The 17,686-nt window shown below is 64.4% G+C and carries 17 protein-coding genes; 16 read left to right on the plus strand and 1 reads right to left on the minus strand.

What is annotated here, in order from left to right:
• Window positions 1-5 precede the first annotated feature (5 nt).
• Genes trbE through ACSFBE_RS13810 form a run of 8 tightly spaced genes read left to right on the plus strand, consistent with a single transcriptional unit; the run spans window position 6 to window position 8,149 of the window.
• Window positions 6-2,453 carry a conjugal transfer protein TrbE gene (trbE, locus tag ACSFBE_RS13775; RefSeq protein WP_435490951.1) on the plus strand — a complete coding sequence of 816 codons (2,448 nt, stop codon included), beginning with the start codon at window positions 6-8 and terminating at the stop codon, window positions 2,451-2,453.
• Entirely contained in the window at window positions 2,450-3,178 is a 729-nt protein-coding gene (gene trbJ, locus ACSFBE_RS13780) for a P-type conjugative transfer protein TrbJ (protein ID WP_435490952.1), read from the plus strand. The genes trbE and trbJ overlap by 4 nt, the downstream gene beginning before the upstream one ends.
• 10 nt (window positions 3,179-3,188) lie before the next feature.
• Window positions 3,189-3,491 (plus strand): EexN family lipoprotein, encoded by a 303-nt coding sequence (locus tag ACSFBE_RS13785; protein WP_435490953.1) that lies wholly within the window; start codon window positions 3,189-3,191, stop codon window positions 3,489-3,491.
• A gap of 4 nt (window positions 3,492-3,495) precedes the next feature.
• Window positions 3,496-4,878: a P-type conjugative transfer protein TrbL gene (gene trbL, locus ACSFBE_RS13790; RefSeq protein WP_435490954.1), complete on the plus strand. Its 1,383-nt coding sequence runs from the start codon at window positions 3,496-3,498 to the stop codon at window positions 4,876-4,878.
• A gap of 22 nt (window positions 4,879-4,900) precedes the next feature.
• The gene (trbF, locus tag ACSFBE_RS13795; RefSeq protein ID WP_435490955.1) at window positions 4,901-5,605 is read left to right on the plus strand and encodes a conjugal transfer protein TrbF; all 705 of its coding nucleotides are present in this window, start codon (window positions 4,901-4,903) and stop codon (window positions 5,603-5,605) included.
• On the plus strand, window positions 5,602-6,627 hold the full coding sequence (gene trbG, locus ACSFBE_RS13800) for a P-type conjugative transfer protein TrbG (protein WP_435490956.1): 1,026 nt from the start codon (window positions 5,602-5,604) through the stop codon (window positions 6,625-6,627). Before trbF ends, trbG begins: the two co-directional genes overlap by 4 nt.
• Complete coding sequence (locus ACSFBE_RS13805; RefSeq protein WP_435490957.1) at window positions 6,624-7,910, plus strand: TraB/TrbI/VirB10 family type IV secretion system protein; 1,287 nt, start codon at window positions 6,624-6,626, stop codon at window positions 7,908-7,910. Before trbG ends, ACSFBE_RS13805 begins: the two co-directional genes overlap by 4 nt.
• Window positions 7,907-8,149, plus strand: a complete 243-nt coding sequence (locus ACSFBE_RS13810; protein WP_435490958.1) for a DUF2274 domain-containing protein — start codon at window positions 7,907-7,909, stop codon at window positions 8,147-8,149. Before ACSFBE_RS13805 ends, ACSFBE_RS13810 begins: the two co-directional genes overlap by 4 nt.
• Window positions 8,150-8,530: 381 nt before the next feature.
• Here ACSFBE_RS13810 and ACSFBE_RS13815 read toward each other — a convergent pair whose 3' ends face one another.
• Complete coding sequence (locus tag ACSFBE_RS13815) at window positions 8,531-9,304, minus strand: IclR family transcriptional regulator (protein WP_435490959.1); 774 nt, start codon at window positions 9,302-9,304, stop codon at window positions 8,531-8,533.
• Between the two features lie 196 nt (window positions 9,305-9,500).
• On the opposite strand from ACSFBE_RS13815, the gene ACSFBE_RS13820 reads away from it, so the two are divergent.
• From ACSFBE_RS13820 to ACSFBE_RS13855, 8 genes are all read left to right on the plus strand, one after another.
• Window positions 9,501-10,307 carry a citryl-CoA lyase gene (locus ACSFBE_RS13820; RefSeq protein WP_435490960.1) on the plus strand — a complete coding sequence of 269 codons (807 nt, stop codon included), beginning with the start codon at window positions 9,501-9,503 and terminating at the stop codon, window positions 10,305-10,307.
• A gap of 79 nt (window positions 10,308-10,386) precedes the next feature.
• The gene (locus tag ACSFBE_RS13825) at window positions 10,387-11,565 is read left to right on the plus strand and encodes a thiolase family protein (protein ID WP_435490961.1); all 1,179 of its coding nucleotides are present in this window, start codon (window positions 10,387-10,389) and stop codon (window positions 11,563-11,565) included.
• Window positions 11,566-11,629: 64 nt separating this feature from the next.
• Entirely contained in the window at window positions 11,630-12,544 is a 915-nt protein-coding gene (locus tag ACSFBE_RS13830) for an SDR family NAD(P)-dependent oxidoreductase (protein ID WP_435490962.1), read from the plus strand.
• Window positions 12,545-12,575: 31 nt separating this feature from the next.
• Entirely contained in the window at window positions 12,576-13,661 is a 1,086-nt protein-coding gene (locus ACSFBE_RS13835) for an acyl-CoA dehydrogenase family protein (RefSeq protein ID WP_435490963.1), read from the plus strand.
• On the plus strand, window positions 13,661-14,800 hold the full coding sequence (locus tag ACSFBE_RS13840; protein ID WP_435490964.1) for an acyl-CoA dehydrogenase family protein: 1,140 nt from the start codon (window positions 13,661-13,663) through the stop codon (window positions 14,798-14,800). The genes ACSFBE_RS13835 and ACSFBE_RS13840 overlap by 1 nt, the downstream gene beginning before the upstream one ends.
• 45 nt (window positions 14,801-14,845) lie before the next feature.
• Complete coding sequence (locus ACSFBE_RS13845; RefSeq protein WP_435490965.1) at window positions 14,846-15,637, plus strand: enoyl-CoA hydratase/isomerase family protein; 792 nt, start codon at window positions 14,846-14,848, stop codon at window positions 15,635-15,637.
• 49 nt (window positions 15,638-15,686) lie between these two features.
• Complete coding sequence (locus ACSFBE_RS13850) at window positions 15,687-16,886, plus strand: CaiB/BaiF CoA transferase family protein (RefSeq protein WP_435490966.1); 1,200 nt, start codon at window positions 15,687-15,689, stop codon at window positions 16,884-16,886.
• Between the two features lie 25 nt (window positions 16,887-16,911).
• Window positions 16,912-17,637, plus strand: coding sequence for a nitroreductase (locus ACSFBE_RS13855; RefSeq protein ID WP_435490967.1), 726 nt, complete (start codon window positions 16,912-16,914; stop codon window positions 17,635-17,637).
• Window positions 17,638-17,686: the final 49 nt, after the last annotated feature.

A 17,686-nucleotide genomic window follows, 5' to 3' on the forward strand; every position in this document is an offset into this window, starting at 1 on the left:
CCGCCATGATGAACCTCACCGAATACCGCCGACGCCCGGCGCTGCTGGCCGACTGGCTCCCTTGGGCCGGCCTTGTCGCAGTTGGCGTCGTGCTCAACAAGGACGGCTCGTTCCAGCGCACGGCGCGCTTTCGCGGGCCGGATCTGGACAGCGCCACGCAGGGCGAACTGGTGACCACGTCGGCGCGGCTCAACAACGCACTGCGCCGACTGGGCTCTGGTTGGGCGTTGTTCATCGAAGCTGCGCGGCGCGAAGCGGCCGACTACCCCGACTCGTCGTTTCCGGAGCCGCTGTCCTGGCTGGTCGACGAAGAACGACGCGCCGCCTTCGAGGAGGAGGCCAGCCACTTCGAGAGCGCCTACCACCTGACGCTGATGTACCTCCCGCCGGAGGAATCGCGTGCGCGCGCGGGCCGGCTGCTCTACGAGAACCAGAAGGCGGAAGGCGTGGACTGGCGCGAACGTCTGGGCACCTTCGTGTCCGAGACGGAGCGCTTCTTCGGGCTGCTCGAAGGCGTCATGCCGGAGATCCTTTGGCTCGACGACGGCCAGACCTTGACCTACCTGCATGCGTGCACCTCGACGCGTCGGCATGCCGTCGCGGTACCAGAGGTGCCGATGCACCTCGATGCTTTGCTGGCGGATGAGCCACTCGTGGGTGGACTGGCACCGATGCTGGGCAGTTCGCATCTTAGGGTGTTGACCGTGCGCGGCTTTCCGACGTCAACTTGGCCGGGCCTGCTCGACGACCTGAACCGCCTGGGCTTTGCGTACCGCTGGAGCACTCGCTTCATCTGCCTGGACAAGGCCGAGGCCGAAAAGGAGCTGGGCCGCTTGCGTCGCCAGTGGTTCGTCAAGCGCAAGAACATCGTGGCGCTGCTGCGCGAGACGATCTTCCAGCAGGAGAGTCCGCTGGTGGATACCGATGCATCGAACAAGGCATCGGACGCCGATGCCGCCTTGCAGGAGCTGGGCAGCGATCAGGTCGCGTTCGGCTACGTCACGGCCACAGTGACTGTCCTCGATGCCGATGCGACCGCCGCCGAGGAGAAGCTGCGGCAGGTGGAGCGTGCCATCCAGGGCCGCGGGTTCGTGACGATCCCGGAGACCTTGAACGCGGTCGATGCCTGGCTGTCGTCGATCCCCGGCCATGTCTATGCGAACGTACGCCAGCCGATCGTCTCCACGCTGAACCTGGCGCACATGATGCCGGTCTCGGCCGTCTGGGCCGGGCCGGAGCGCAATGCGCATCTGGACGGGCCGCCACTGATCGTGACCCGCACCGACGGCGCGACGCCGTTCCGGCTGGTGACGCACATCGGCGACGTGGGTCACACGCTGGTGGTCGGGCCGACCGGCATGGGCAAGTCGGTGCTGCTCGCAACGCTGGCGATGCAATTCAGGCGCTACGCTGGCTCCCAGTTGCTCGTCTTCGACATGGGGCGCTCGATGCGCGCAACCGTGCTCGGTCTGGGCGGCGAACACTACGACCTTGGATCGGACGGGGCGATTGCGTTTCAGCCGTTGGCGCGCATCGACCAGAACGGCTACCGCAGCTGGGCCGCCGAGTGGATCGAAGGGCGGCTGCTGCAGGAGGGTGTTGCCGTCGGCCCGCCTGAGAAGGACGCCGTGTGGTCCGCGCTCAACAGCCTGGCCAGCGCGCCCGTCGAGCAGCGCACGATGACCGGGCTGTCGGTGCTGTTGCAGTCGAATGCCCTGCGCCAGGCCCTTCAGCCCTACGTGCTGGGTGGCGCACACGGCGCGCTGCTCGACGCGGATTCGGACCGGCTCGGTACGGGTTCGATCCAGTGCTTCGAGATGGAGGAGCTGATGCAGAGCAAGCCCGCGGTGTTGGCCGTGCTGGGCTATCTCTTCGCACGCTTCGATGAACGCTTCGATGGGGCGCCCACCTTGTTGATCCTGGACGAGGCGTGGCTGTTCCTCGACGACCCGGTGTTCGCGGCGCGCATCCGCCAATGGCTCAAGACGCTGCGCAAGAAGAACGTGTCGGTCGTGTTCGCCACCCAGTCTCTGGCGGACATCCAGAACTCGTCGATCGCACCGGCGATCGTGGAGAGTTGCGCGAGCCGCATCTTCCTGCCGAACTCGCAGGCCACCGAGCCGCAGATCAAGGTGATCTACGAAGGTTTCGGTTTGAACTCTCGGCAGATCGACATCGTCGCGACCTCGCAGCCCAAGCGTGACTACTACTTCCAGTCGCGACTCGGCAACCGGGTGTTCGACCTCGGCCTCGGACCGGTGGCGCTGGCCTTTGCCGGCGCGTCGTCGCCCGAAGACCAGCGTGCCATCGATGCCGTGCTTGCCGATCGAGACTCCTCATCGTTCGCCTCCGACTGGTTGCGCCATTGCGGCCTCGACTGGGCGGCCGACCTCATCCCTTCGTTTCCTGCCAGTCATCACGGCCCGTCCCCCAATCAGGAGAACACGCCATGAAGAAGACCTTGCTTGCCGTCGCTGCGGCGGCCTTGATGGGCGCGCTGCCCATCGCGCATGCGCAATGGGTCGTGATCGACCCCACCAATCTTGCGCAGAACATCATGACGGCCGCCAACACGCTGGAGCAGATCAACAACCAGATCAGGCAGCTTCAGAATCAGGCGCAGTCGCTCATGAACCAGGCGAGGAACCTGACCGGCCTGGACTTCAGCGCCCTGAATGAACTGCGAGCTGCGTTGTCGGCGACGAATCAGTTGATTCAGCAGGCACAAGGCTTGGCCTTCAATGTCCAGCAGATGGAAGCGCAGTTCCAGCAGCTGTATCCGGAATCGTTCAGTCCGACGCTCTCCAGCGCCCAGATGGTGCTCGATGCGCGCAAGCGTTGGACGAACTCGCTAGACGCGCTTCGCACCGCGACCAAGGTGCAGTCGCAGGCCGTGCAGAACTTCGCGTCGGACGAAGCGACGCTGACGGATTTGGTGAACCGCAGTCAGTCGGCCGTTGGTGCGCTGCAGGCGGCGCAGGCGACCAATCAACTGCTGGCGCTACAGGCCCGGCAGTCGATCCAGGCGCAGCAGCTCCAGGTCACCCAGGACCGCGCCGCGGCGCTGGAACAGGCGCGGCAGATTGCCGTTCAGGAACGGGCGCGCGAGGTGCGGCGCCGCTTCATGGGCTCGGGTACGCCTTACACGCCCTACACCGTGAACTTCTACAGCGAGTGAAGGGACGGTCATGAAGAAATTCCGGATCCTTTCGGCCGTGGCTGCCGCACTGCTTTTGGTTGCCTGCGACAAGCCGGCATCTATCGAATCGGTCGAATCACTGGTGGCGAATCCCGAGCGGCTGAGGGAACTGCGCGCGCAGTGCAAGGCCGACCACGTCAAGGTGTGCGATGCACAGTGCAATGCGGTGGCGGAGGCCACTCGGCTGCGCTTCATGCGGGCGACACCGTCCCCCTATGCGAACGATCCTGTACGCCCGTCTTCGCCCCCACCGTCGCCGCCCAACGCCACGCCGTCAGCCCCAAAAGACTGACCCCATGAACGACGTTTCGGTCATTGACCGCTTCCTCGACGTCTTTTCGCGCTATATCGATTCAGGCTTTGGTCTGCTCGGCGGTGAAGTGGCCTTTCTGACGGCCACGCTGGTGGCGATCGACGTGACGCTTGCCGGGCTCTTCTGGGCCATGAGCCATGCCTCGGGGCAGGGCGATGATGTGATGGCCAAGCTTGTCAAGAAGGTGCTGTACGTGGGCACGTTCGCCTACATCTTGAGCAACTTCAATCGACTGGCTGCGATTATTTTCAACTCCTTTGCTGGTCTGGGGCTGACGGCTTCTGGTTCGACGCTGACACAAGGCCAGTTGCTGCAACCAGGGCGCCTCGCGCAGGTCGGTATCGACGCCGGCCGGCCGATCATGGAGCAGATCAGCAACATGACCGGTTTCCCGGAAGTCTTTGCGCACCTCGACACGATCGCGGTGCTGTTCCTCGCATGGCTCGTCCTCATCGTGGCGTTTTTCGTGCTGGCAGTGCAGCTCTTCGTGACGCTGATCGAGTTCAAACTGACGACGTTGGCTGGTTTCGTGCTGGTGCCGTTCGCGTTGTGGAACAAGACATCGTTCCTGGCGGAGAAGGTGCTTGGCAACGTGGTGTCGTCGGGCATCAAGGTGCTGGTGCTGGCGGTGATCGTCGGCATCGGATCTGGACTCTTCGCCGAGTTCACCGTGCCGCCCGGTGCCGACCCGAGCATCGACCATGCGCTGATCATCATGTTGGCTTCGCTCGCGATGCTTGGTCTGGGGATCTTCGGGCCGGGGATCGCGACGGGGCTGGTGTCTGGCGCACCCCAGCTCGGCGCGGGCGCTGCCGCTGGTACTGCGATGGGCGCGGCGGGTCTGGCCGTGGCCGGCGGTGCAGCCGTGGCAGGCGCAGGTTCTGCGGTCGCCGCCGGCGCGCGCATGGCGCCTGGCATGGTGCGCGCAGGCATCGGCGGCAGCGCTTCCGTCGCACGCTCGGCCAGCAGTCTGGCCAGCGGTGCGAGGTCGGCCTACAAGGCGGGCGCTGCCGGGTCAGACAGTAGCGGCGTAGGTTCTGCCAGTGCCGGGCTCGCCAGCGTCGCCAAGGCTGGAGCAAGTGCCGCTAGTCAGCGGTTCGCTTCTGGCGCCATGGCGGTCAAGGACCGGGCGGCGGCCTTCGTAGCTGCTGCTGCCGCACCGACTTCGTCTTCAGCTTCCACCGGCGGATCCAGTGCGGAAGTCGGCGCATCCGTTTCGCCGGCATCCGAACCGGCGTGGGCGCGGCGCATGCGCCGCAAGCAGCAGGCGACCCAGGCTGCGACGACCGCGGCCCACGTGCTGCGCTCGGGCGACCACGCCGGAGGCGGGACCGGTCCGAGCCTCCAAGACAGCTCCGACCCCTGAATCGGCTTTCGAAAGGAACACCATGCGCTTCAAGCGACCCCAGGTGCGGTACTCGGACACTCCCGAGCCCGTCACCCCGTATCAAGCCGCGGCGCAGGTCTGGGACCAGCGCATCGGCGACAGCCGCGTGCAGGCGAAGAACTGGCGGTGGATGGCCTTCGGTGCTTTGTTGCTGGCACTTCTGATGGCCGGCGGCTTGGTCTGGCGCTCGGCGCAATCCATCGTGACCCCCTACGTCATCGAAGTGGACAACGCCGGGCAGGTGCGGGCCATCGGCGAAGCCGCGGCACCGTACAAGCCGGCCGACGCGCAGATCGCGTTTCACTTGGCGCGCTTCATCGGCGACGTCCGATCGCTGTCGATCGACCCGATCGTGGTCAGACGGAACTGGCTCGAAGCCTACGACTACACGACCGATCGCGGCGCTGCGACGCTCAACGACTATGCGCGATCCGACGACCCGTTCTCGCGCATCGGGCAGCGCTCGGTGGCGGTGGAGGTGACCAGCGTGATCCGGGCCAGTGACAGCTCGTTCCAGGTGCGCTGGATCGAGCGCAGCTACACGAATGGGTCGCCTTCGGGAACCGAGCGCTGGACGGCGGTGCTGTCCGTCGTGCTGCAGCCGCCACGCACCGAAGAGCGGCTGCGCAAGAACCCATTGGGGATCTACATCAACGGTCTGTCCTGGAGCCGTGAACTCGAATCATCGCAAGGAGCAAAACCGTGAAGACACATTTCCGTAGAACGGTATCGCCGTGGATCCTGGTTGCCACACTGGCGTCTGTCGCGAGCTGCGCCACGCAGGGCCAGCCGCCACCGGTGATCTCGCTCGACGAGCCTGTAACCGTGGCCGCGAAGGTCTTGCCCGAGCCTGCGAAGCCGATCGAGGTGGTGGCGGTTCCGACGCCCTTGGCGTTGCCCGAGCAGATGAAGGCGCTGCCGACCGAGGCTGGATCGAAGCTGGTGCCCGAACCGGCCAACGACAAGGTGCGTGTCTCCCGCGCCAACGAGGAAGCGCGCATCGCCCCGACGCGGGAGGGCTACGTCAACGCGATCCAGGTGTGGCCCTATGCGGATGGCGCGCTGTATCAGGTCTACACGAGCCCGGGGCGGGTGACGGTCATCGCATTGCAGGAAGGCGAGGAACTGGTGACGGTCTCCGCCGGTGACACGGTGCGGTGGATCGTGGGCGACACCGCCAGCGGCGCCGGCGCTACATTGCGCGTCAACATCCTGGTGAAGCCCACACGCGTTGGGTTGAAGACCAATCTGGTCGTCACGACCAATCGACGCACCTATCTGCTCGAGCTCTCGTCGACGCCGCAGGCCTGGATGGCCTCAGTGTCGTGGGACTACCCGAAGGATCGGATGCTCGCGCTGCAGAAGCAGGCGCGCGAAGCGCAGGCAGCCACGCCGGTGGACTCTGGCCTGTCCCTGGAACAGATCAAGTTCCGCTACGCGATCACGGGCGACGGTCCGTCCTGGAAACCGCTGCGCGCGTTCGACGACGGGCAGCGGGTCTACATCCAGTTTCCCGGGGGCATCGCGCAGGGGGAGCTGCCGCCGCTGTTCGTGATCGGGGCGCAAGGGGATGGGCAGCTCGTGAACTACCGGTTCCGGTCACCGTACTACGTCGTCGACCGGCTCTTCGGCGCGGCCGAATTGCGGTTGGGCGGCTTCAAGGGCGGCAAGGCGGAGGTCGTGCGCATCGAGCGCACGGACGGCGTCCAACGGGGGAGCGGATCGTGAGCGAGGCCGATGCGGCATCCCTCAAGGTCGACCCGGAAACGCTGGCGCTGCGCGCGCAGCCGCGCCCTGTCGTTCGCTTGAATCGGCGAGTGCTGGCCGTCGGAGCGGGAACGCTGGCCGCGGCAGTGCTGGGTGGCACGATGTGGTCGCTGCAGTCGCAGCAGCGTTCCCGTGCTCCTGCTAACGAGCTGTTCAACGTGGATCGCATCTCGAAGTCGGAGAGCCTGGACCGGCTACCCAAGGACTATGCAGGCCTTCCGCCGACGGTGAAAGCAACGCCACCCGTGCTCGGTGAGCCGCTACCCGGCGATCTCGGGCCGGCCATCGTGAAAGCGCAGCAGCCGATGGAGCAGCGCATGGCGCCGCACGGCACAGATCCGGCGCAGTTGGCTGCTGAAGAGGCAGCACGTTCGCCGGTTTTCTTCCGGGGGACCGGTGGAAGCGCCGGCGGATCGAGGCCGGCTGCTGCGACGTCGACGGCGACCTCGCCGGGCAGCATGAGCGCGAACACTGCAGCTTCAAGCCAGAACCTTTTCCAGGCGACGGACGCAAGCACGATGCCCGCGGTGTCCTCCGATGCGACCGCGGCGCAGAACCGGCAGGATTTGAAGGAGGCCTTCCTGGCGAAGGCCGGGGAGGGCGCCACGCGCAACCCTGGGAGCCTGCAGTTGCCGGCATCTCCGTACCAAGTGATGGCGGGCACGGTGATCGCGGCGGCGCTGGTCACAGGTATCAACTCGGATCTGCCGGGACAGGTGATAGCGAATGTGACGGAAGGGGTCTACGACACGGCCACGGGTCGGTATCTGTTGATTCCGCAGGGCTCCCGGTTGATGGGGCGCTACGACAGTCAGGTCTCTTTCGGCCAGCGGCGCGTGCTGCTGGTGTGGACTCGGCTGATCCTGCCGGACACGTCGTCGGTGGCCCTGGACCGCTTGCCCGGGATCGATCCGGCCGGCTATGCCGGGCTCGAGGACGGCGTCGACTGGCACTGGGACCGCATCCTGGCCGGGGCGGCCCTCTCCTCGCTGCTGGCTGTGGGCGCAGAACTGGCAGCGCCGGAGAGCCGTATCGATCAGAACGGGAACCGGATGGTGATCGCCATACCGGACGGTGCGCAGGACTCGATTAACCAGGTCGGGCAGGAGATCACAAAGCGAAACGCCAGCATCCAGCCGACGTTGACCATCCGCCCGGGGTTTCCGATGCGGGCAATGGTGAGCAAGGATTTGATCCTGCGGCCATACCAGCCGCTTTTCTTTGCTCGAGGGAACTCGCAGTGAAAAAAAGTACGAACAGGCTGAGTCTGGGGCCGCTGCGAAACATGGCAACGGTCAAGATAACCATTGCGCTGCCGGCGACGCTCAAAGACAGTCTAGAGCGCTACGCCGCGCTTCATGCACAAACCTACGGTGAGCCTGTCAGCGTGGAGGCATTGATCCCGCACATGTTGGAAACGTTCGTCCAACGGGATCGGGCCTTCAAAAAGCCCTCTGATCAGAAGTCTTCGTCTATGGCCTGAAGGCGCTCTCACACGAGTTGCCAGATTACCGCCGTGTCCGTGGTAACTCAGTGACCAGCACGACGTCTTGCGCCGTCCTTGCCGCGGGGTGCCGACAGTTCCTCGGACTGGCCGAACTGGTATTGAAGGACGCCGTAGACGCGGGGCGTGTCGCTCAGAGGGGCTTCGTTGACCTCGACCATCTTCTCGGCGGTTCTGCTCGGCTCTTGCTCGAGTGCGTCAGTGCGCTCTACCGCGCTGCGGCACCGCCCTCACAGGCGATCTCTTTGACCCCTTGGGTCAGGACGCGGACGACCGCAAGCTCGTTGACGCCCCTCCGCACGGCTTCGGCAGCTTCACCGTCCGCCGGTCACAAGCATCCTGCGGATGTTCGGCTTGAGCTTAAAGAATGTCGAGCGAAGACTGGACCCGTGCAACGTGCTTCGCGATGGACAAGGCAGCGACTTGTTGGTCGTCCTTGGACATTCGGCTGTCGATGGACGACGTGGTGATCGCGCCCAGGGTGTCGCCGCTGGCGTTGCGCATGGCCACCCCGATCCCGATGACGCCCGGTACGTTGTAGTGCCCGATAACGGCATGTCCGCGGCGTTGCGTGGCACGAATCAGAGCGCGCAATGTCGACTCGGTGAGTGATCCGTAGCCGCCCAAACGCTTCGCGTTCGCACGGATGCATTCGCTGTGCTCGTCGATGGACAGGGTCGCCAGGATGGCGAGACCCCCAGCACCTACTCCCAAAGGGTTCCTGGTGCCGACGTTAACCGTCAACACCTGCACTGGGTAAGAGCCAACCGCACGGGCCAGGCAGATCGATTCGTAGCCGACGCGGGCGATCAGGAACGCGCTGTTTCCAGTCTCCTCTGCGATGGACCGCAGGACGGGCTCGCACACCGTCCTCAGGTCGGACCGGTCAGCGAAGGCAACTGCCATCTGGCGACAGTAATCGCCCAGCACATAGCGTTTCGACCCAGTGGGCCGTTTCAACAGGCCCTGTCGTTCCAGGGCCTGAACGATGCGGTGCACGGTCGGACGCTCCAACTCGCAGCTTGTCACGAGTGCGGCCACCGTCAACCCATGCGATCCATGGGCAACGACCTGCTTCAAAACACCGATGGTGCGATCGATGCTCTGGGTTCCGCGTGCTTCCGTAGTGCTCATAAATCAGATCATAGCGTGGACAGCATGGCGCACAAGAACGGGATCGACAGGAGGACGTCCCCTCCTGATCCGGTAAAAACATCCATATGGTGGACAGATGGATTTCATGGCGGGATCCGCATGCCTACGATTCGCCCCCCAGCAGGTTCGAGATCCAGTTCGATCGCCTGCACTACCTCACCAACAAGAGCACTGCATGACCAACATGACCAAGACCGCCGACCGCAAATACTGGCGCACTGCTATCGCTGACCCTTCTCCACACGAAGGTACTTTGGTCAGGGGCTACGACGTCCTCACAGATCTCGTCGGCAAGATCGACTTTGGCGCCATGGTCTACCTGCTCTACAAGGGCGAGCTTCCCAAGGGCAACGAGGCGAAGATCATCAATGCGATGTTCATCGCGGTCGCCGACCACGGCATCTCGCCGTCGTCGACAGTTACCCGTTTTGTGCAGGCAGCTGGTGTACCGATCCAATGTTCGGTAGCCGCCGGCGCCATGATGTTCGGCGACGTGCATGGCGGTGCGGGCGAAGAGTTCTCGCGCTACATCCAGGAGCTGGTGGCCGAGGCAGCCTCCAGCGGACGCAGCTACGAGGACGTCGCAACCGAGTACGTTGCCAACCACAAGCGGCTCGATGGCTTCGGGCATCCGCAGCATCCCGAAGGCGATCCCCGCGCGAAAGTGCTGTTCGCGCTTGCCGAGGAGTACGGGCTTGCAGGCGATCACATCCGGATGACGCGCGAGCTGGAAAAAGCGTTGATCAAGAAGAAGGACCGGCCACTGCTGGCAAACATCGACGCCGGCGTCGGGGCCATTATTTCGGACCTCGGCATCGACTGGCGGCTGGCCCGCGCCTTCATCGTCGTGCCACGCACGGCCGGCCTATTCGCCCACGCTTTCGAAGAGTCGGTGCGCGAGCCCGGCTGGCGCCAGATCACGCTGGACCAGGTCGAGTACGACGGCCCCGCCCGCCGGACCAACGACGGCCCTGCGATTTGACGGATCAATCGATCCACAGACAGACGCCGCGATGGTCGCGGCTCCACTTTTTTCAATTTTTAATCTACTGGAGAGACATATGACCGCTCGCGTCGCAATCGCTGGAATTGGCATGACTTCTTTTGGAAAGTTTCTCGACCGTTCGGTCAGGAGTCTCTCCGAAGAGGCAGTAAAGATCGCACTAGAAGACGCCGGCATCACTGCCGATCGCGTTGACCGCGTCTATTTCGGTAACGCGGCGGCTGGTCTCGTCACCGGTCAGGAAATGGTTCGCGCCCAAGCTGCGTTGAGGTTCACCGGGTTGATGGGCAAGCCAATGATCAATACCGAGAACGCATGCGCCACGGGCAGTACCGCGTTCCATCTGGCATGGCAGTGCGTGTCGGCTGGCCAAGCGGATATCGTCCTGGTGGTCGGCGCTGAAAAGCTGACCCACGCTGACAAGGCGGTGTCTTTCGGTGCATTTGGGGCCGCGGTTGACATGGAAGAAAAACTCCCCGATCACGTTGGATCGGGCAGCGGCTCCATCTTCATGGACATCTACGCCGAAAGAACGCGCCGCTACATGGAAGCGACGGGTGTGACGTCCGCTGACATTGCCCAGATCGTGGTCAAGAGCCGGCATGCAGCGTCCCTAAACCCCTTGGCCCAATTCCGCAAGCCAACGACCGTTGAAGAGGTGCTGGCGGCCCGCATGATCAGCAACCCGCTGACGCTTCCGATGTGCTCTTCCATCGGGGACGGCGCCGCCGCGATCGTCCTCGTCTCGAGCCGCGTCGCTGCGCAACTGACGGGCGCCAAGCCGGTATGGGTGGCCACGTCTGCATTGGTCTCCGGCTCGGGAGATACGACAGGCCCCAACGCCTCGGCACGGGCCTCCAAGGCTGCCTATGAAGAGGCGTCCATCGATCCGCGCGACGTCCACGTCGTCGAGGTGCACGATGGGGCCGCGCCCAGCGAGCTGATCAATGCCGAGATCCTGCAGCTTTGCGCGCCGGGAGAAGCCGTCCACATGCTGCGAAGCGGTGCGACAGGCCTTGGCGGAAAGGTCTCCATCAATCCAAGCGGTGGATTGATCAGCCGGGGCCACCCCATCGGGGCCACCGGAACCGCTCAGATCTTCGAGTTGGCGCAACAACTGCGCGGTGAGGCCGGTGAACGGCAGCGCCCGGCTGCCAAGGTTGCATTGGCACAGAACTCCGGCGGCCAGGTCGGCGGTGACTCGGCCGCAGCTGTGGTGACCATCCTCACCGCATAACGCGACGCGCGGACCGGTCTGGCCGGCGCCACGACACGACTGAACAATTCATCTGGAGACTGATATGACACAGCGACTGCTGGGCAAAGTGATTGTGGTGACCGGCGCAGGCGCCGGTGTGGGCAAGGAGATTGCACTGGAGGCGGCACGCCAGGGTGCCAAGGTGGTAGTCAACGACCTGGGCGTGAGCATGGACGGGGCAGGGGGCAGCACAGGGCCTGCCCAGCAGACGGTCGAACAGATCCGCGCCGCAGGCGGCGAGGCCAGCGCCAACACCGACAGCGTGGCCGAGTGGGCCTCGGCCCAGAAGATCGTGCAGCACGCGATCGATCTGTACGGACACGTCGACGGGCTGGTGAACAACGCCGGCAACTTGCGCGACGGGATCTTCCACAAGATGTCGGAGGAGGACTTCGACGCAGTGGTGAAGGTGCACTTGAAGGGCTGCTTCAACATGGCCCGTGCCGTTGCGCCGCATTTCAAAAGCCAGGAGTCCGGCGCCATCGTGCACATGACCTCGACCTCGGGCCTGATCGGCAACGTCGCGCAGGCCAACTACGCCGCTGCCAAGATGGGTGTCGTCGGCCTGTCGAAATCGATTGCGCTGGACATGGAGCGCTTCCACGTGCGCTCCAACTGCATTGCGCCCTTTGCGTTCACCCGCATGGTGAGCTCGATCCCGACCGACACGCCCGAGGGGCTGGCCCGCACGCTGGTCAACCAGCGCATGGAAGTAGCCAAGATCGCGCCCTTCACCTGCGCGCTGCTGACCGACGAAGCCAGTGGCGTGACGGGCCAGATTTTCGGCGTTCGCAGCAACGAGATCTACCTGTTCTCGCAGCCGCGGCCGATCCGCACGGCACACCGCAGCGAGGGCTGGACCGTCGATACCTGCCTTGAAGTGGCGCTGCCCATGATGAAGCCTTCATTCTTCCCGCTGGACAAGTCGCGCGACGTCTTCAGTTGGGATCCTGTCTAAGGCGAAACAGCCAACCACCAGGAGACAAGCGATGAGTGAAGAGACACGTGACATGCTGCATGAAGCGGCCCTGCGGATATTTGCGGACAAGCCCCGGGATCTGTGGGCCGTTCTGCAAGAGTCCGGATTCGACAAAGCCTTGCTGCCCGAGAACAAGGGCGGCGCCGGCGTGAGTTGGGCAGATGCCTGTGGGCTGCTGTCGCTTGCGGGTGAGCATGCCGCGGCTGTTCCGCTGGCCGAAGCGATGGTCGGACACTGGCTGATGGACCGCGCCGGCGTCGAGGACGCGGGCTCGCCGACCATCGCGTCATCGGCCCAGTCCGAGCAAATCCGGGTGGGTGTTGGGCGCAACGGTAAGCGCGTCGATGGCACGCTCCGCCGTGTGCCATGGGGCGAGACGTGCACGCATGTCGCGTTCATCGTGGGTTCCGGCACGGCCGCGCAACTGATCGCCATTGCCCTTGATGCGGCGGGCGTTTCCATCACACCCGGCCGCAATCTCGCCGGTGAGCCGCGCGACACGCTGGTGCTCGAAGGGGTGGTGCCGCTGGCGGTCGTCCCCGCGCCGTTCGACGCGCGTGAGTTGCTCTGCCTTGCGGCCATCCTGCGCAGTGCCCTCATGGCCGGCGCGATTGAGCGCACCCTGGCTCTGGCCGTCGAGTACGCCAACCTGCGCGTGCAGTTCGGCCGGCCGATCGGCAAGTTTCAGGCGGTGCAGCAGAACATCGCATTGCTCGCAACGCAGGCGGCAGCCGCGCGTGCGGCAGCCGAAGCCGGCAGCGAAGCGATCGATGAATGGCTCGGTGGAGTGGGCGCGCCCCTGACGCACAGCATTGCCGCCGCCAGCGCGAAGATCCGCACTGGAGAAGCAGCGGGACAAGCCTGCGCGATCGCGCACCAGACCTTCGGCGCCATCGGCTTCACCGAAGAGCACGAACTGCACCATTTCACCAAGCGGCTCTGGGCCTGGAGAGACGAGTTCGGCAACGAGGCTTACTGGTCTCGCGAACTGGGCGAGCGCATTCTGGCCGGTGACGCGGGGCAGTCTCTGTGGCGCGCCATGGTGCCCATGGCGACGGCCGCGCGTGGCGCAGCAGCACCCGCAGGAGCTACATGATGAACAAGCTTTCCTTTCCGCGTCCGCAGCAGTCGGAGATTGGCGAGCGGCTGAGAGCCGAAGTGCGCGAGTTCATCGACGGCTGGCACGGCAATCGGCATGGTGCCGCCGCTTTCAGCGGATTCGATCCCGAGTTCAGCGAGGCCCTTGGCAAGCGCGGCTGGATCGGTATGGGCTTTCCCAAGCGCTATGGCGGCGGCGGGTACGGACTGGCGGAACGTCTCGTCGTTCTGGAGGAACTGCTCGCCGTTCGCGCACCGGTCTTTGCGCATGCGGTGGCCGAGCGCCAGAGTGGGCCGCTGCTGCTGCGGTTCGGCAATGAGCAGCAGCGCGAGAAGGTTCTTCCCGGAATTGCCGCCGGCACGTGCTACTTTTGCATCGGCCTGAGCGAGCCGGACTCGGGCTCGGACCTTGCATCGGTGCGCACGCGTGCCACCAAGGTGGATGGAGGGTGGCGTGTGAACGGTGCCAAGATCTGGACGTCGAGCGCGCACCGCACGCACTACATGATTCTTCTGTGCCGCACGGCGCCCGCCAGTGAAGTGCGGCAGGCCGGCTTGAGCCAGTTTCTGGTCGACATGAAGACACCCGGCATCACATGCCGGCCCATCGTCAATATCGCGGGCGACCACGATTTCAACGAAGTCCATTTCCAGGACGTGTTCCTGTCCGACGATGCCCTCATCGGCGTCGAAGGCCAGGGCTGGCAGCAGGTCACAAGCGAGCTGACATTCGAGCGAAGCGGGCCTGACCGGTTCATGTCCCACATGGGCGCGGTCGAGGAGTTCGTCACCGTGCTCAAGCAGCAGCCCTCGGCGGAGGGTGCCCGCACGGTGGGGCGCCTGGTCGCCCACCTCTCGACGCTCCGGCGGATGTCTCGCTCAATCGCCATCATGATCACCGAAGAGCAGGATGCCGCTTTGCATGCGGCCCTGCTGAAGGACCTCGGCACCTGCTTCGAACAGGAGATTCCCGAGACCCTTCGGCTCGTCCTGCAGACCGAGCCCGAGCCAGGCGCCTCCGACGGGTATAGCGCGGCGCTGGCCAACGTCATCCTGCACGCACCGTCCTGCACGATCCGCGGTGGCACGAAGGAAGTGCTGCGCGGCATGGTTGCCAAGTCCCTCGGACTGCGCTAAGCAGATCCGATTTAACTCTCAACACCCAACGCTCGAAGGCATCCCATGGAAACCGCACTGAACACAGAGGAATTTGATCAACAACAGCGCGACGCGGTGCTGTGGTTGAAGCTCAATCGTCCGCAGGCATTGAACTCGCTGACCCTGTCGCTGGTCCACGCATTGACGCATGCAATCGAAGATGCCCAGGACGACCCGGAGGTACGCGTCATCGTTCTGACGGGCGCAGGCCGGGCGTTCTGCGCAGGGGCAGACCTGAAGGACCCGGCCCGGAGCCGCCCAGAAAGTGGCGCCGAGTTCGTGAAGGCGATCGGCGGCCTGACCGAGCTGATCGAAGCGTCCACCAAGCCTGTCATCGCGGCCATCAACGGCATCGCGGTGGCGGGTGGACTGGAGCTGGTGCTCGCCTGTGACCTCGTCATCGCCGCCGAGTCCGCCCGGATCGGCGACGCACATTCGAACTACGCCCTGTTTCCGGGCGCAGGCGCCACCGTGCGCTTGCCGAGGAAGGTGGGACTGAACAACGCGAAGCTCCTGATGTTCACGGGCGACATGCATCCGGCCAGTGAGTGGAAGGCGCTCGGCCTCGTCAACCTGGTAGTCGCCGATGACGGCTTCATCGACGCCGTAACCGTTTTGGCCAAGAAGCTCGCGATGAAGAGCCCACTGGTGCTGGGCCGCATGAAGCAGGCGCTCAATGATGCGCTGGATCAGCCGCTGTCCATCGGGCTGCGCTATGAGCGCGCCCTAAGCAACCTGCATCATTTCTCTGCAGACCGGGTCGAAGGGCTCGCTGCCTTCAAGGAAAAGCGCGCTCCGCAATTCACGGGCAAGTGAGTCGTCCGATGTGCGGTGATTTGAAGTCAATGACTTGAAGGAACAGAGTATGGAATCGAAAGACAAAGGGCCACTGGCCGGCATCCGAGTGATCGACATCGGCACGATGGTCGCGGGCCCTGTCGCCGCGACGCTGCTTGCGGACCTCGGTGCGGACGTGATCAAGATCGAGCAGCCGGGCCGCGGAGACTCGCTTCGCCACATCGGGCCGTCGGTGGAAGGCGAGAGCCTTTGGTGGAACGTCGAAGGGCGGAACAAGAAATCCGTGACGCTCGATCTGCACCATCCCGAAGGCCAGCGGATCCTGAAGGAAATGTTGAAGCACGCCGATGTGCTGGTGGAGAACTTCCGCCCCGGCATCCTGGGCAAGTGGACCCTCTCGTGGGAGCACCTGAAGCAAGTGAACCCAAAGCTCGTGATGCTGAGTGTTTCAGGCTATGGCCAGACCGGCCCGTACGCGAACCGCGCGGGTTACGACCGCATTGCCCTGGCGATGGGCGGCACGCTGAACGCCACGGGTTATCCAGACCGCGCTCCGGTCAAGCTGGGCACCGCGATGGCCGACTACTCGACAGCGTTGTTTGGCGCCTTCGGAATCATGGTGGCGCTCCACCACCGTGATACGCGCGGTGGCGAAGGTCAGCAGATCGATCTCTCGTTGTACGAAACGGTCTTCCGCTTCACCGACGTGATGGTCACGGCGTACGAGAAGATGGGACTGCCACGCGAGCGTACCGGCAACCTGCACTTCGCGGCAGCCCCGGGCGACCATTTCGAAACCTGCGATGGGCGCTACATCGTCCTGACCGTGTCCAACGACCGCATGTTCAGCCGGCTGTGCGAAGCCATTCCGGCCCTGGGCGGTGAAGAGCGCTATTCGACTCACGCGAAACGCACGGGGTGCGTCGAGGAACTCAACGTCATCGTTGCCGCCTGGATCAAGTCGCTGCCGGTGCTGGAGGTGTGCCGCATCCTCGAAGAGAAGGGCCTCGCCTACTCGTTGATCTACTCGATCAAGGACATCGTGGCAGATCCGCACTACGAGGCCCGAGGCACCATCGCCAGCGTCGAACACCCGCAGATCGGCGAACTGAAGATGCCGGCGGTGCAACCGCGGTTCAGCGGGACACCGTCCCCGCAGATCAGGCCAGCGCCCGCACTGGGCGCAGACACCGACGAGATCCTGCGCGAACTGGTCGGGCTCTCGGCCCGGCAGATTGCCGAGCTGCGCCAAGCGGGCACGGTCTGAGGTGCGGAACGCCATGGAGAAACCCATGACCATGTCCCAGGTCGACGCAGTCGTTCAGGATCCGGCCAGCGTCGTAGCGGCCATCCAGAGCCGCTTCTCATGCCGCGCGTTCTTGCCCGACAGGCCTGTCCCGCGCCAGCAGGTCGAGGAAATTCTGCGGCTCGCGAGTTGCGCGGCGTCCAGCACGAACACCCAGCCGTGGAAGGTGTATGTGCTGCAGGGCGATCGTCGGAATGCACTCGTGGCGCAAGTGTGTGCTGCGCACGATGCGACCCGTGCCGATTCCTCCTTGACCGCCGAGTACGGGGAGGTGGATGGCTACTACCCATCAGAGTGGGTCTCGCCTTACATCGACCGGCGGCGTCACAACGGCTGGACCTTGTACGGTCACCTCGGCATCGGGAAAGGCGACAAGGACAAGATGCATACGCAGGGACAACGGAATTACCGCTTTTTTGACGCGCCGGTAGGACTCATGTTCACTATCGACCGCGTCATGGGCCGCGGCTCGCTGATTGACTACGGCATGTTCCTGCAAACGCTGATGTTGGCGGCACGTGCCGTTGGCCTGCACACGTGCCCCCAGGCCGCGTGGAACAACTGCGCAAAGATTGTCCTGCCATTCATCGGTGCGGGCGCCAGCGAAATGCTGGTATGCGGCATGGCGCTGGGCTACGCAGACGAGTCGGCGTCAGTGAACACCTACAGAACCCCGCGAGAGGCGTTGGAGAGTTTCACTCGATGGATATGAGCCGTCCGGCTGTCTAAGTCCTCGCCCCGTGCGACAAATCAAGGGATTT

Origin of the sequence: Variovorax sucrosi, from assembly GCF_051216635.1 — a bacterium.
In the GTDB taxonomy this organism is placed as follows: domain Bacteria; phylum Pseudomonadota; class Gammaproteobacteria; order Burkholderiales; family Burkholderiaceae_C; genus Variovorax.